At 48.0% G+C, this 12,796-nt stretch carries 15 protein-coding genes; 5 read left to right on the top strand and 10 right to left on the bottom strand.

Going from position 1 to position 12,796, the window contains the following annotated elements; all coding sequences use genetic code 11:
• Positions 1-40 precede the first annotated feature (40 nt).
• Genes OEZ43_13400 through OEZ43_13410 form a run of 3 tightly spaced genes read left to right on the top strand, consistent with a single transcriptional unit; the run spans position 41 to position 2,109 of the window.
• Complete coding sequence (locus tag OEZ43_13400) at positions 41-679, top strand: spondin domain-containing protein (protein ID MDH5546585.1); 639 nt, start codon at positions 41-43, stop codon at positions 677-679.
• Entirely contained in the window at positions 631-1,371 is a 741-nt protein-coding gene (locus OEZ43_13405) for a MarC family protein (protein ID MDH5546586.1), read from the top strand. Before OEZ43_13400 ends, OEZ43_13405 begins: the two co-directional genes overlap by 49 nt.
• A 48-nt stretch (positions 1,372-1,419) precedes the next feature.
• A complete protein-coding gene (locus tag OEZ43_13410) occupies positions 1,420-2,109 on the top strand; it encodes a zinc metallopeptidase (GenBank protein ID MDH5546587.1) in 690 nt (229 codons plus the stop codon).
• 30 nt (positions 2,110-2,139) lie between these two features.
• On the opposite strand, the gene OEZ43_13415 is transcribed toward OEZ43_13410, so the two are convergent.
• Both OEZ43_13415 and OEZ43_13420 read right to left on the bottom strand, forming a co-directional pair.
• Entirely contained in the window at positions 2,140-3,306 is a 1,167-nt protein-coding gene (locus OEZ43_13415; GenBank protein ID MDH5546588.1) for an alkaline phosphatase family protein, read from the bottom strand.
• 11 nt (positions 3,307-3,317) lie between these two features.
• The gene (locus OEZ43_13420; protein MDH5546589.1) at positions 3,318-4,376 is read right to left on the bottom strand and encodes a quinone-dependent dihydroorotate dehydrogenase; all 1,059 of its coding nucleotides are present in this window, start codon (positions 4,374-4,376) and stop codon (positions 3,318-3,320) included.
• Positions 4,377-4,409: 33 nt separating this feature from the next.
• Here OEZ43_13420 and OEZ43_13425 point away from each other — a divergent pair, with 33 nt between their 5' ends.
• Positions 4,410-5,009 carry a histidine phosphatase family protein gene (locus OEZ43_13425; protein ID MDH5546590.1) on the top strand — a complete coding sequence of 200 codons (600 nt, stop codon included), beginning with the start codon at positions 4,410-4,412 and terminating at the stop codon, positions 5,007-5,009.
• A 9-nt stretch (positions 5,010-5,018) separates the two neighbouring features.
• Here OEZ43_13425 and OEZ43_13430 read toward each other — a convergent pair whose 3' ends face one another.
• On the bottom strand, positions 5,019-5,462 hold the full coding sequence (locus tag OEZ43_13430) for a DUF2147 domain-containing protein (GenBank protein MDH5546591.1): 444 nt from the start codon (positions 5,460-5,462) through the stop codon (positions 5,019-5,021).
• Between the two features lie 198 nt (positions 5,463-5,660).
• Entirely contained in the window at positions 5,661-6,167 is a 507-nt protein-coding gene (locus OEZ43_13435) for a peptidylprolyl isomerase (protein ID MDH5546592.1), read from the bottom strand.
• Positions 6,168-6,396: 229 nt separating this feature from the next.
• Here OEZ43_13435 and OEZ43_13440 point away from each other — a divergent pair, with 229 nt between their 5' ends.
• Positions 6,397-8,418: a diguanylate cyclase gene (locus tag OEZ43_13440; protein ID MDH5546593.1), complete on the top strand. Its 2,022-nt coding sequence runs from the start codon at positions 6,397-6,399 to the stop codon at positions 8,416-8,418.
• 43 nt (positions 8,419-8,461) lie between these two features.
• On the opposite strand, the gene OEZ43_13445 is transcribed toward OEZ43_13440, so the two are convergent.
• From OEZ43_13445 to OEZ43_13470, 6 genes are all read right to left on the bottom strand, one after another.
• The gene (locus OEZ43_13445; GenBank protein MDH5546594.1) at positions 8,462-8,932 is read right to left on the bottom strand and encodes a hydrogenase maturation protease; all 471 of its coding nucleotides are present in this window, start codon (positions 8,930-8,932) and stop codon (positions 8,462-8,464) included.
• Positions 8,932-10,224 carry a Ni/Fe hydrogenase subunit alpha gene (locus OEZ43_13450; protein ID MDH5546595.1) on the bottom strand — a complete coding sequence of 431 codons (1,293 nt, stop codon included), beginning with the start codon at positions 10,222-10,224 and terminating at the stop codon, positions 8,932-8,934. The genes OEZ43_13445 and OEZ43_13450 overlap by 1 nt, the downstream gene beginning before the upstream one ends.
• Positions 10,221-11,006: a sulfhydrogenase subunit delta gene (locus OEZ43_13455; protein ID MDH5546596.1), complete on the bottom strand. Its 786-nt coding sequence runs from the start codon at positions 11,004-11,006 to the stop codon at positions 10,221-10,223. Before OEZ43_13455 ends, OEZ43_13450 begins: the two co-directional genes overlap by 4 nt.
• A 416-nt stretch (positions 11,007-11,422) precedes the next feature.
• Positions 11,423-11,617, bottom strand: a complete 195-nt coding sequence (locus tag OEZ43_13460; protein ID MDH5546597.1) for a hypothetical protein — start codon at positions 11,615-11,617, stop codon at positions 11,423-11,425.
• An 81-nt stretch (positions 11,618-11,698) separates the two neighbouring features.
• Entirely contained in the window at positions 11,699-12,469 is a 771-nt protein-coding gene (locus OEZ43_13465; GenBank protein ID MDH5546598.1) for a nucleotidyl transferase AbiEii/AbiGii toxin family protein, read from the bottom strand.
• A complete protein-coding gene (locus OEZ43_13470) occupies positions 12,459-12,686 on the bottom strand; it encodes a hypothetical protein (protein ID MDH5546599.1) in 228 nt (75 codons plus the stop codon). The genes OEZ43_13465 and OEZ43_13470 overlap by 11 nt, the downstream gene beginning before the upstream one ends.
• Positions 12,687-12,796: the final 110 nt, after the last annotated feature.

A 12,796-nucleotide genomic window follows, 5' to 3' on the forward strand; every position in this document is an offset into this window, starting at 1 on the left:
CCGCTTGATGGCAAACAAACCAATCAATTCGGAGGGTACTATGACAAAATCCATCTTAGCTTTAGCTTTAAGTTTCGGCCTGATCGCCAATGCGGCGCAAGCAGGTGACGACATGGAAACGTTCAAGATAACCGTTACCAACGGCAGTCTTCATCAAATTCTTACACCACCTCTCGTCGTCGCTCACAAGCGTGGCTTCCATTTGTATCACGTTGGCCAGGCAGCAAGTGAAGGACTAGGTATTCAGGCTGAGACAGGCGATCCATCGATGCTTAAGTCCGAAGCCGAAGCGAACGGTATGGTTTACTCCAGTGCTGTCGGCGCTGGCGTAATTCTGCCGGGACAATCGCTCGACATCGAAATCATGGCACCACGTCGTGCACGCTTTAGCGTCAGTACTATGCTGGCCGGTAGTAACGATGCGCTGGCTGTCGTCAGCGGCACTCGTAGCGCGCACAATATGATGGCGGTGATTGATGCCGGTACCGAGATGAACAACGAGGATTGCGATTACATTCCAGGTCCACCTTGCGGCAATGGTAGCAATCAACGCACGGCTTCCGGTGAAGGTATGGTCAGCTATCACAACGGCGTACACGGCGTAGGCGATTTGGTACCTGCGGAAAACGATTGGCGTGGTTCTTTCGCTACGGTTCACATCGACAAGATGGACGACTGAACGGCGGCACGCTTCATGCGTCTAAAGGGGAAGTCATTCAGGCTTCCCCTTTTTTTATGCTAGACCAGATACTCAGTGTTCTCGTAGTGCTTGTCGTCGTCATTGACCCTGTCGGCCTGGCACCGATATTCGCCAGCCTCACCGTCGGCGCAAACGACCAGTACCGCCTGAAAATGGCGCGTCAAGGGGTATTGATTTCAGCCGGGATACTCATTGTATTTACGATTGCGGGTAGCCAGTTACTCGGCTGGCTCGGGATTGGTCTGGACGCTTTTCGTATTGCCGGCGGTTTTCTACTGTTCATGTTGTCTATTGATATGGTGTTCGCCAGACAATCCGGGCTGCGCTCAACAACCCATACGGAAGAAGTAGAGGCGCACGAAAGAGAAGACATTTCCGTTTTCCCCCTGGCAATTCCTCTGATCGCCGGACCGGGATCAATGACCACGCTGGTGTTAATGTTGCGTGAAAACAGTCGGCCTGAATCCTACTGGATCATACTCGGGGTGTTAATCGTGGTATTAATCATGACGTATTACGCACTACGCTTTTCTACAGCTATTATGAAACGCCTGGGCGAAACCGGCGCCAATGTTATCAGCCGTCTGCTCGGTGTTTTACTGTCGGCGCTGGCGGTGCAATACATTGTTGACGGCATCAAAGGCAGCCTGTTTGCCGCGTCTCCTATATAGTCTTATACTGCAACGCCCACTAAGCAGTCGTGCAAGGTTTCGAGTTACGTGCATTTTATTCTGTTAGCCATCATCTTCATCGCTGTCATCTTCGGCCCGCAAATGTGGGCCAAACGCACTTTTGCCCGTTATAGCAAGAATATTGCGAATATGCCTGGCACAGGCGGCGAGCTTGCGCGCCACCTGCTGGACAGATTTGATATGACTGATGTCAAACTGGAAACCACTGAACGTGGCGATCACTATGATCCATCGACAAAAACCGTCCGACTGTCACCAGCGAATTTCCAGGGTCGTTCCCTGACCGCCATTTCCGTGGCCGCTCACGAAGTCGGACACGCCATACAGCACAAACAAAACAGCCCGCTATTGAAAACGCGAACACGATTGGTCATGCTGGCCAATGCCGCCGAACGCTTCGGTTCACTGTTTATGATTGCGATACCGTTTATTACAGCCGCCACCCGTGCACCATCAACCGGGCTGGTAATGTTTGTGGTGGGATTTATCAGTATCGGCCTGGCAGTGCTGGTGCATTTGATTACATTGCCCGTGGAACTCGACGCCAGTTTCAATAAGGCCTTGCCGGTATTGAAAGAAGGGAATTATATCCAAGCGCCTCATGAAGCGGCCGTTCGGCGCATACTCAAGGCTGCGGCCTATACCTATGTAGCGCAATCTCTGGCGGGAATTCTAAATCTTGCTCGCTGGATTGCGGTGTTGAGACGTCGTGGTTAGCGACGGTTTGAACCTGCCCCGATATAAGCGCTAGCACTTCACAACGACGAGCGGTATTAACATCTCGTCTTCGCTCAGACCGCCATGCACGCCAATTTGCGTAAAAGGCTTTTCGGACAGCAAACGATCTTTGATGACGTAATTGCCTTTCAATAACAACACGAAATCGCCTACGCGTTCTTTGAGCAATGCATTGGCCTCACCCAAGCCAAAGTATCCGTCATCAATCAATTGTTGCGCGGACACGCAATCACAATATTGTCCGAGCTGGGTTTCGCACAGATCGGCAAACATCGACATCGCCTCTGGTTTTACATAGCAATAACAGGCGCGGGGTTCACCACATAACGGTATACGTAAACACTGTGCGATTTCCGGATAGTCTTCGATGCGTATGACGTATTCGGGCGCGGTGTCTATCAAGCCGTGATCGGCGGTAACGACAATGAGTGTATTGCTACCCGCTAAGCGAGTCGCCAGTTGTTCCAGTCCTTGATCGAGGTCATTGAAATGTTTATGGGTGTTTTGATGGTAAACACCATAGGTATGACACAAACCGTCGAACTCCGGCCAATAGGCAAAGATATATTTCTTATCCTTGTCCGCGGTAATCGTCTGTTCGATTTCGGAATAGAACTCCTGAAGACTGGCATACCCTTTACGTTTTGCGCCGCGCGTCATGCCCACGCTGTAATCTGAATCAACGATGTAATTATGGTTGATCACGTAACTATCGCGTTTCAATTCGGAATAGAAAGGCTGCGCGCCCATCAATTGATTGATAGTAATGTTCTGACGACTAAACACCTCGCCACCGATGCGCGGTTTGAAAGGTAGCAAAGCCGCCACGGTAGCAAGCTCCCGCCAGTACACAAACCAACCCGTCGCCGTGTGTTGTTGCGCCGCCGTTCCGGTATTCACCGTGGAAATCGCTGTAGATGTGGTGGAAGGAAAAACGGAAGTCAGACTGCCTATACAATGTTTGTTAATAAAACTCTGATCGCCATGTCGGCGTAGGCTATTGTAACCAAGCCCATCCAACAGCATGAAAACAATATTGTCGTAGCCTTCGATCTCGTGGGGTGCCAGCAAAGACGCCGTTGGATAATGATCAATCTTTCCACCCATAGCGACGCGCAAGGACGATATAAGATTGACCAGGCTTCCGGCGCTATAATCTGGCAATACGTTTTTCATTCGCTGTCTGCTTATTTCATTGAAGCAAGCGTGCTTGCGGCTTCGTGTATTAGATCGGGTCCGCGATAAATCATTCCTGAGTACACCTGCACCAGGCTCGCACCCGCTTGTATTTTCTCCCTGGCATCCTCGCCCGACAAAATGCCACCGACGCCAATAATCGGCAACCGACCTTGCAGGGTTTTGTTCAAGACCTTAATCACATGAGTCGACTTTTCTCGCACAGGCGCACCACTCAGGCCACCTTGTTCCCTGCCATGTTCTAGCGCATCTACGCTGTGTTTGTCGATCGTGGTATTGGTCGCTATTACACCATCTATTTCATTATCTATCAAAAACTGCGCGATCGCGGTAACCTCCGCATCTGTCAGATCAGGCGCGATTTTGATCGCAATCGGAATATACTTGCCGTGAGTTTTACTCAACTCGCGCTGCTCACTTTTCAATGCACTAAGCAGTCCACCCATTTCCTCCGCCTGTTGGAGCTGGCGTAGATTCTTGGTATTTGGCGACGAAATATTCACCACGATATAGCTCGCCTGCGCATAGACTTTACGTAAACAAATCAAGTAGTCGTCTACCGCTTTTTCAATCGGCGTATCAAAGTTTTTTCCGATATTGATACCCAGGACGCCATGATAAGAGGCCCGTTTGACTTGTTGCAGCAGGTAATCGACACCCTTGTTATTAAATCCCATACGATTGATGATGGCCTGCGCCTCGGGTAGACGAAACATACGCGGCCTGGGATTGCCCGGTTGAGGACGTGGCGTGACCGTGCCCATTTCGACAAAGCCAAAGCCAAGACTCGCCAGGGCATCGAGATACTCTGCATTCTTATCCAGTCCCGCCGCCAGACCAACACGATTGGGAAAAGCAATCCCCATGACTTCTATCGGATCTTCCACGCGGGATTTTGCCAGTACGCCCTGAAGTCCGATTTCGTAGGCGAACTTCAAACTTTTTAACGTGAAATGGTGAGCCTTTTCCGCGTCCATACGGAAAAGCACGGGACGAACAATCGAATACACAACACACCTGAACTTGACGGAAAGAGGCGAGTATAGCATTTTAAGCGCCCAAAACCGTATGTGGGAAACGTAATGCAGGAAACCATCATCGATCTCATCCGTCATGGCGAGCCCGTCGGCGGCAGTCGTTACCGTGGTCACAACATTGATGACCCCTTAAGTGAAAAGGGCTGGCAACAAATGTGGTCGGCCGTTGGTAAGCGCCAACAATGGCAACATATCATCAGCTCTCCCATGCAACGCTGCCGGGACTTTGCCGAGGCACTGGCGCAAAAACAGCAGCTCTATACCGTGGTCGTTGAAGATCTGAAAGAAATCGGATTTGGCAGTTGGGAAGGCAAAACCAGGCAGGAAGTGAAAACGGAATTCGGCGAAGCCTACAACGCCTTTTATCAAGACCCAGTAAACGCCCGCCCCCAGGGCGCGGAAAATCTCGACAGTTTTATTTCCCGGGTATGTCGCGCCTATGATGATGTCGTCGCCAAAACCTCAGGAAAACATAGTTTGATCGTTGCCCATGCAGGCGTCATACGCGCCATCGTCGCGCATACGGTATGTGCTGCGCCGAGAGGACTATATAACATCCAGATCGACAATGGCGGCATCACACGTATACAGCATGGAAAGTATGGCGCCAGCCTGTTATTTCTGAACAGAAAACTGGAGGACTAATTCAGTTTTCTATCGTGTCCACACCGTTGTTCTGCCGATAAGCGATATGCCGATATAGCCCCGAACATTCAAGACGCGATCATTTTCCAAGGTCATTTTACACGAATAGGTTTTGCCATTTTCAGGGTCGTAGATTTCACCGTCTTCCCACACCCTGTCTCCCTCATATGCAAACCCTTTCATGATCTGCAATCCGATCAAGGGCTTGTCATGTTGCGTTGGGTCGGGATTTTTCAAATCCGTCTTTGCTTGTCCCGCGCGTTCATGGTCGCTTTCAAAATTCGGTTTTTTCAACCAGACTATCTTGCCGCAAAAACGGTCTCCACATTTATATATTTCGATACGCGATTTTTCTTCCGGCGTCGACCACTCACCAATCACATCGTCAGCGCCTTGCGCGAAAATCGTCGGCATGTAAAACACGCCTATTATCAAAACCAGGTATTTGATCATCGAATTCCCCTAAAAATCCTTGTCAGGAAAAGAACCACTAATTTCGTCATGACGAACGACACTAAATAAGCCTGACTTCAATACGCTAACAGGTGAGTGAGAGCAGAAAAAAAACACGCGCCGGGCTTGCAAACCAAAACAGGTATCGCGAATTTTCAACTCTGCTATCGCTCACGAGATAGCAACAGAGAAGGCTATTTATTCACCGTCCAGCATCTCTGCTTTTTCGATAAGAACATCCTCTGCCGGCACATCTTGATGTCCCATACGTGACGTGGTGGCGACAGTCTTAATTTCGTTTACCACATCCATGCCGTCGACGACTCTGCCAAATACGGCATAGCCCCAACCATCACGCGTTTCAGAACGGAAATTCAAAAAATCATTGTCTTTGACATTGATAAAGAATTGCGCCGAAGCGGAATGCGGGTCCATGGTTCTCGCCATAGCGATCGTACCGTTGTCATTGCCAAGACCGTTATTGGCTTCGTTCTTGATTGGGTCACGAGTTTTTTTCTGCTGCATACCAGGCTCGAAACCGCCACCCTGGATCATAAAACCATTGATAATGCGATGGAAAATAGTGCCATCATAGTGCCCATCTCGCACATATTGCTCAAAATTTTCACAAGTAGCAGGCGCCTTTTCATTGTCCAGTTCGATCACAATTGACCCCATACTGGTATTCATTCTGATTTTACTCATTTCCTAGCCCTTATAGATTCATGGCTAATGCGCTAAACGCTTTCGCACCAGCTAAAACACATCAAAAAAACTGGAATTATAGACCTATCGGTGACGGTGTAAAGCGCCGATTTCCTCTCTATGAATGCTCGCCACCTTGCCACAATGTAAACAAACATAAAATACCTGAAAGTCTGTTATAGCCCCCATAATTTTAGTCGTTACAAATACTAATGCAGGAAAATAGAATATGCCGAACAAAAAGTCACAAGTAACACCCGACATTACACAAGCAATTCTCGACAACGTCGTTGATGGCATTATCACTATCGATAGGAAGGGAATAATTCGCTCTTTTAATAAAGCGGCGGAGGCTATGTTTGGTTACACACCTGACGAAGTATTAGGACAGAATGTCAACATTCTAATGGAAGGTACCAACCACAAACTGCACAACCAATATATTAACAACTACCTGAAAACCGGTGACGCACAAATAATCGGTATTGGCCGACTAGTCAAAGCACGAAAAAAATCCGGTGAGGAAATGGATATCGAACTCGCCATAGGAATGGTCGAAAAAGACAGTGAAAAATTCTTTGTAGGCATTACCCGTGATGTCAGCATACGCGAGTTAATACGTCAACAATCAGACAATACCAACAAGTTGCTTAACAGTATTACGGAGGCACAATCCCAGTTTATCCAAGATGTAAAACCAGCTATCGTATTTGAAACCCTGCTAAGCAAAATTCTTGAAGTGACCGAAAGCGACATAGGTTTTATCGGGCAGGTATTTTCAGACGGCAATGACAAGCCTGTGATGAAGACGCTTGCGATTTCTGATATTTCCTGGGATGAAGACAGTCGCGAACTGTACCGAAAAAGCGCCGCAGGTAAACTAATGTTCCACAATACCGAAAACTTGTTTGGGCATACGATGCTCACCGGCGAGACTGTGATCAGCAACGACGCAAAAAAAGACAATCGCAGCGGCGATACACCTGAGGGACATATGAACATCAAGACATATCTTGGCGTACCAATAAAACAGGGAAACATCATGGTGGGTATTCTTGGGCTCGCCAATAGACGCTTTGGTTATGATCAAAGCATTGTTTCATTTCTCAGCCCAATTTTAACCACTTGCGGAAGCATAATTCAGGCGCTTAATCAGACGGAACAACGCAAGAAAGCGCAGCGAGACCTCCTGATGGCTAACCAAAAACTGGAGGTCACAGTCAACGAAATGGAAGAGCGTACGCGTGAAATAAGTATCGTCCGAGACCTAGACGACTATCTTCAGGTGTGCAGGAGTTACTCGGAGGCGTATGCAGTGACTCGGAATATGCTTAAACAGCTTTTCCCTCAATCCATGGGTTTTATCTACGCCAACAATCGCTCAAACGATGGTTTGTTAATGATGGAATATTGGGGCTCACAGGATAATATCGATCCTATCCTCGATCATGATGATTGTATTGCTGCCAGACGCGGAAGGACTCACTATAACCTCTTGGACCAGGCCGCGTTGCTTTGCCTACACGTAAAGAACCCGAGTAAACCTAGCGTGTGTATTCCAATACAGGCGCAAGGAGACTCCTTCGGAATACTGTCTATTTCGGGGTTTAATACCCAGCACGACGAAGTCGTCAATCAAAATCGTATTGAATTATGCGAGGGTGTAGCACGGCAATTGGCGATGGCATTGGCTAACCTCAAACTGCGCGATTCTTTGAAAGAGCAATCGGTTAAAGATCCACTAACGGGACTATACAATCGTCGATACATTGAAGCATCAATTGAGAGAGAATTATATCGTGCTGAGCGCAACAAGGACCCGATCGCAGTCTTAATGTTTGACGTGGACCACTTCAAACAAATAAATGACACTTTTGGTCACGACATCGGTGATTTGATGCTGAAAGAGGTCAGCGAAATACTCAATAAGCACTGCCGAAAATCAGACATTCCGGGGCGCTATGGTGGTGAAGAGTTCATACTGGTAATGCCAGGTCTCGATCGTTCTTTGTCAATTAAGAGGGTAGAGTCTATCCTTCAGGCCGTACGTGAAATTACAGTTGAGAAACACGGCACTCGAATAGAACAACAGACGATTTCCTGCGGAATTGCGCTTTACCCTGAAGATGGTAAAACAAGTAACGAACTCTTTTCTGCCGCTGATAAAGCTTTATATAAATCCAAGTCGGATGGGCGCGACCGATACACAGAGGCAAGATCCCTCGACAAAGCCTTGCGTAAGGCAAGCTAACCAATCAGGACGTAGCGCTGGCACTGCATTGCCATCAGCTATTCTAAATATTTTGGTAATCGTAGGACGCTCCCTTAGAGAGTTTTTCGACAGCAGACACCATACTCGGTATAGCCTGGGCAACGTCCACCGATACACCACTAAAGGGTATCGAGTCGCCTATTTCCACACCGACGAAATGTATAGGAATGCTTAAACTGAATAACTTTCTCATCAATGCCACGCTTTCTGCAAACGAAATCGCATGACTCGATCCAGCCAGATTTTCGTTTGGTAACTCGTCTTCCGTAAGCACTACCACTTCACCAATCTTGCCACGCCCTTTAACGCCATCAACAAATACAATCTGTTGACTGTCTTTAATCTCGGCAATCCAATCCATCGCTGTGGCATTACTACGAAAGAGTCGACGATTCTCTAATGCGAAACCGCTTTCTGCCAGCACGTCGATTACCTGCCACCCCACCCTATCGTCACCGTGGGGCGAACCCAGCCCTACAATCAATGTTTTCATTACTTGTGTATCCTCAAATCGAGAAAATGAGTAGCACATGAAATACAGGGATCGTAGTTGCGTATTACTTGCTCCGCATGTCGGCGTAATTCTTCCTCGCCTTTATCCAACCCAAAATGTGCAATGGAAAAATGCAAATCTTCTTCTATACGCGCCTGATTCTGACTCGTCGGTGGCACTATGCGCGCATTGACTATTAAGCCCGCGTCGTCCACTTCGTACCGATGCCAAAGCAAACCTCTCGGCGCTTCACTACCACCATAGCCTACGCCTGCCCTGGTTTCCACCTCGACAAACGGACTGGCTGGTACCTGGTATGACTCAAGTATCTGTATCGCCTCCATTAAAGCGAATTGTATCTCTACTGCACGCGCAATAATGCTGTGATACATATTATTGCTGGGAAACGTGATACCGGTGTCGGTTATTGCCTGTTGTAGTTCTGATGAAAAGTATTGTCGATGTAAATTCACTCTCGCCAATGGCCCGACCAGATAGGCCTGGTCTTGAAAACGACAAAACAAAGCAGTCGAGTGTGGCTCATGGCTTTCCTGAAAGTTTTGCTCGAAGGCATCCATGTCTAGTGTGTCGCCATTACTTGTCACGATGGCGTCGCCTATCATTGGATATTCCTGTGCCGAAGCCGTTGCGACCTGTAAAAAGTTTTGAACGTTATCCGGCATAGGTAAGTTCGCCACCCACCGTAACAATGCCTGCGCCTCGACAAGCGCGGTTCGCAATTGCTGCAATAACTGTTCTACGTCTTTCAATGCAGGCGCGGCATGAAAACCACCCACGCGCACACCCACGGGATGCACGGAACGCCCACCCAATAGTTTTAGAATCGCATTGCCCGCGTGTTGCAAACGAATTCCGCGACGCACTTGCTCCGGATAATCCTGGGCCATCGCCGGTGCGCTTTCGTAGCCAAGAAAATCCGGCGCGGCTAACAAATGGATATGTAGTGCATGACTCTCTATCCATTCCCCGCAATAAAACAAGCGCCGCATCGCCTTAACCCATGGGCCAGGATCGACTTCGAACAATGATTCCAGCGCTGTTACTGCGCTCATCTGATAAGCCACCGGACAAATACCGCAGATACGCGCCACGATATCCGGTACTTCTGAATAGTGACGGCCTTCGAGAAATTTTTCGAAAAGACGTGGCGGTTCGAAGATATTCAATCGCAGTTTGGTGATCTTGCCGTCGTCGATGTGTAGATCAAGCGAACCTTCACCCTCGACACGGGTGAGCGCTGGCACTTTGATACGGATTTTTTTATCACTCACGTCTTAGGCTCCAGTACGCTGATCGCAGCATTGCGAAACACCGGCGCGTTATTATTAAACATCGCAAAACGGCGGGCGATATCATCCGGGAGTAAACCAAATCCAGCAAAGCGATTCGACAACGACGTCGTATTGTTATCGACAGACGGCCCGTAACAGCCATAGCAATTGCGCGAAAACTGCGGGCAAATCGCACCACAACCGGCACGCGTCACCGGTCCAAGACAAGGGGTTTGCGACGTCACCAGGATACAGACGTTTTGCGCACGCTTACACTCCATGCACACTTTTTCGGTATTGTCTTGCGGTGTTACGCCCATTAACAAGGCATTGACCGTGGCCACGATCTGTTCACTTGAAACCGGGCATCCCCACAATTCAAAATCCACGCGTATGTGTTGCGCTATCGGTGTGACCGTATCCAAGGTCGAAATATATTCCGGTTTCGCGTAAATACCTTCCACCCATGCCTGAGTATCATTCATATTGCGCAATGCCTGTATGCCACCACTGGTGGCACAGGCGCCGATAGCAATCACATAGTGGCTATTGGCGCGTATTTTTTTCACGCGTTGTAATTCCTGTTCCGTGGAAACACTACCCTCAATAAACGCGATATCGACCTGCGACTCTTCATCGACCATCCCCGCCTCGACAAAGTGACGGATATCGACTAATTCGGTCAGCGTCAACAATGCCTCGCCCAGATTCAGAAATGCGAGCTGACATCCATCGCAGGAGGAGAATTTGTGTACGGCGATAACGGGACGGGCCACGTTTATGTCCTTGGTTGTGAGAATCTATTTCCACGCACCCAAGATAAAACCTCGGTTTATGCGCAGTTAACACGAAGTATAGCCTCAATAGACAAAGGTTCTAGTTAAACTGGCCCAACTTCCTGCCATCAAAACAACCCGACCGGAATTTACTCCGCAATATAGCGTGTATGTGCGGATAGTTTTACTACCAAAACACGAGTTTGTAGCGATACCGTGCGTCTTGCCTATTCTATGGAGGAATTATTATTAAGGATATCACTTTTCGCTTATTGAATATCTCGCTATTTTCAAATCTATTCAATGCGATAGCATATTTAATTAAAGAATAATGTGTAATTCAATTCAAGCCCTACACACCCGCCAAGGCTGATGAGGTCAACCACAATTTCACCAAATTGAAAGAGGCTATAATGCGTATGTTAACCAGTTAGAAGGGATGAAAGGATGCGATAGCCGCTTCCGTTCTTAATCATGTAATCCGGTACATGGGGTTTGGAACCATAGACAAACCGGGTAACAACATTGCCGTTGGCGTCGAGTTCGGCGATGGGGTTGAGTTGGTCTTGGGTCGCTCTTGCGCGTCCTGCGCTCGCGACACTTATGCATCCATGCACATCGTACAAAAACCCTGTACCGGCGCATCATTCAATTTCTTACCGACACGACGATCATTGGCATTGTTCTAATCTGTGGCCTTATTTTTCGTCGTTATGATCGTGTCGGAGATAAACTTCGTGCTCGGGGTGTGCCTCTTCGATTGTGCGTTTGGTCGAAGCCATGCCTAAGTCTTTCGCGAGTAGGTCCAGGCCTTCAAGAATTTGCATGCGATCTGCTATTTGCAGCGAGGTAAAACACCGATCTCTGAATTCTGGATTGTTTTGAAATGATTTAATTGCACGCTTTAAAGACTTTTCAACTTCATAGGCCGCATTTGCCTTGTGAATGGATTCTTGAGGAATGTTGTGTTGCCCTCTAAGCACACACAAGTCAATCAAATCTCTTGCTTCTACCGATGTGTCATTCCAGCGATCGGCATTCGCCAACAGCTTCTCGGTAAACGTATCGACCAAATTTAGACACGGTAGTAAGCACCAGTCCAGGTACTCTGGCGATCCTAGCGAAATTCTGCCTTCCAAAACAATCTCAAACTTGATAATAGTGTCATCGACCTTGACCGGAAATCGAATGCCGGATTGGTGGGTGCTTATATCGCGAGGAAATTCGAGTCCATCAGTTTTTAAAAACAAACCGTCATATGCACTGTCGTCTACGAGTTCCCGCAGTAACTTGTAACCTTCTCCGACAGTGCATAAAAAATCGATGTCTTTGCTCCATCGATATTCGTTAAATCGGAGTGAGAGCAGGGTGCCTCCGCCGAAGTATGCTTTGGTATCTTCAAACAGCGCAGGATTTAAAGAGAGCAAAATCTTTTGAATCTTTTGATGGTGTGGGTGATTAAATTTCAAGGTTAATCCAGGAGCCGAATGCAGCCGCTAATTGTTTAATAAAATCCTTCTCCGCACCCTCCGGTTCGCCAAAGACGTCTCGGTAGTTCCAGCCACGTTCGTATCTATTCAACATCTCTTCCGGTGTAAAGTGAAAAACGTCCGCTGTTTGCCAACAAATAGCATTCAGGAAGGGTAGCTGTTCTGGTGTTGGCGGGAGTTGTGCGTCAGTACCCATAATCAATCTCAATATTCTCTTGTGGCGCAAAATGGTCTGCACAGTTACCTTGGAGTGTTATCTAATCCGTGGGGAACCTTTCTGCTTGATTAGTATAGAAAAACGAACGA

The organism is Gammaproteobacteria bacterium (assembly GCA_029881255.1).
Lineage (GTDB): Bacteria > Pseudomonadota > Gammaproteobacteria > S012-40 > S012-40 > JAOUMY01.

What these genes read in the sequence shown, in the direction of transcription:
- OEZ43_13400 (MDH5546585.1), top strand. Translation starts at nt 41, where the DNA reads ATGACAAAATCCATCTTAGCTTTAGCTTTAAGTTTCGGCCTGATCGCC.
- OEZ43_13415 (MDH5546588.1), bottom strand. Translation starts at nt 3,306, where the DNA reads ATGAAAAACGTATTGCCAGATTATAGCGCCGGAAGCCTGGTCAATCTT.
- OEZ43_13420 (MDH5546589.1), bottom strand. Translation starts at nt 4,376, where the DNA reads ATGCTATACTCGCCTCTTTCCGTCAAGTTCAGGTGTGTTGTGTATTCG.
- OEZ43_13425 (MDH5546590.1), top strand. Translation starts at nt 4,410, where the DNA reads ATGCAGGAAACCATCATCGATCTCATCCGTCATGGCGAGCCCGTCGGC.
- OEZ43_13430 (MDH5546591.1), bottom strand. Translation starts at nt 5,462, where the DNA reads ATGATCAAATACCTGGTTTTGATAATAGGCGTGTTTTACATGCCGACG.
- OEZ43_13435 (MDH5546592.1), bottom strand. Translation starts at nt 6,167, where the DNA reads ATGAGTAAAATCAGAATGAATACCAGTATGGGGTCAATTGTGATCGAA.
- OEZ43_13440 (MDH5546593.1), top strand. Translation starts at nt 6,397, where the DNA reads ATGCCGAACAAAAAGTCACAAGTAACACCCGACATTACACAAGCAATT.
- OEZ43_13445 (MDH5546594.1), bottom strand. Translation starts at nt 8,932, where the DNA reads ATGAAAACATTGATTGTAGGGCTGGGTTCGCCCCACGGTGACGATAGG.
- OEZ43_13470 (MDH5546599.1), bottom strand. Translation starts at nt 12,686, where the DNA reads ATGGGTACTGACGCACAACTCCCGCCAACACCAGAACAGCTACCCTTC.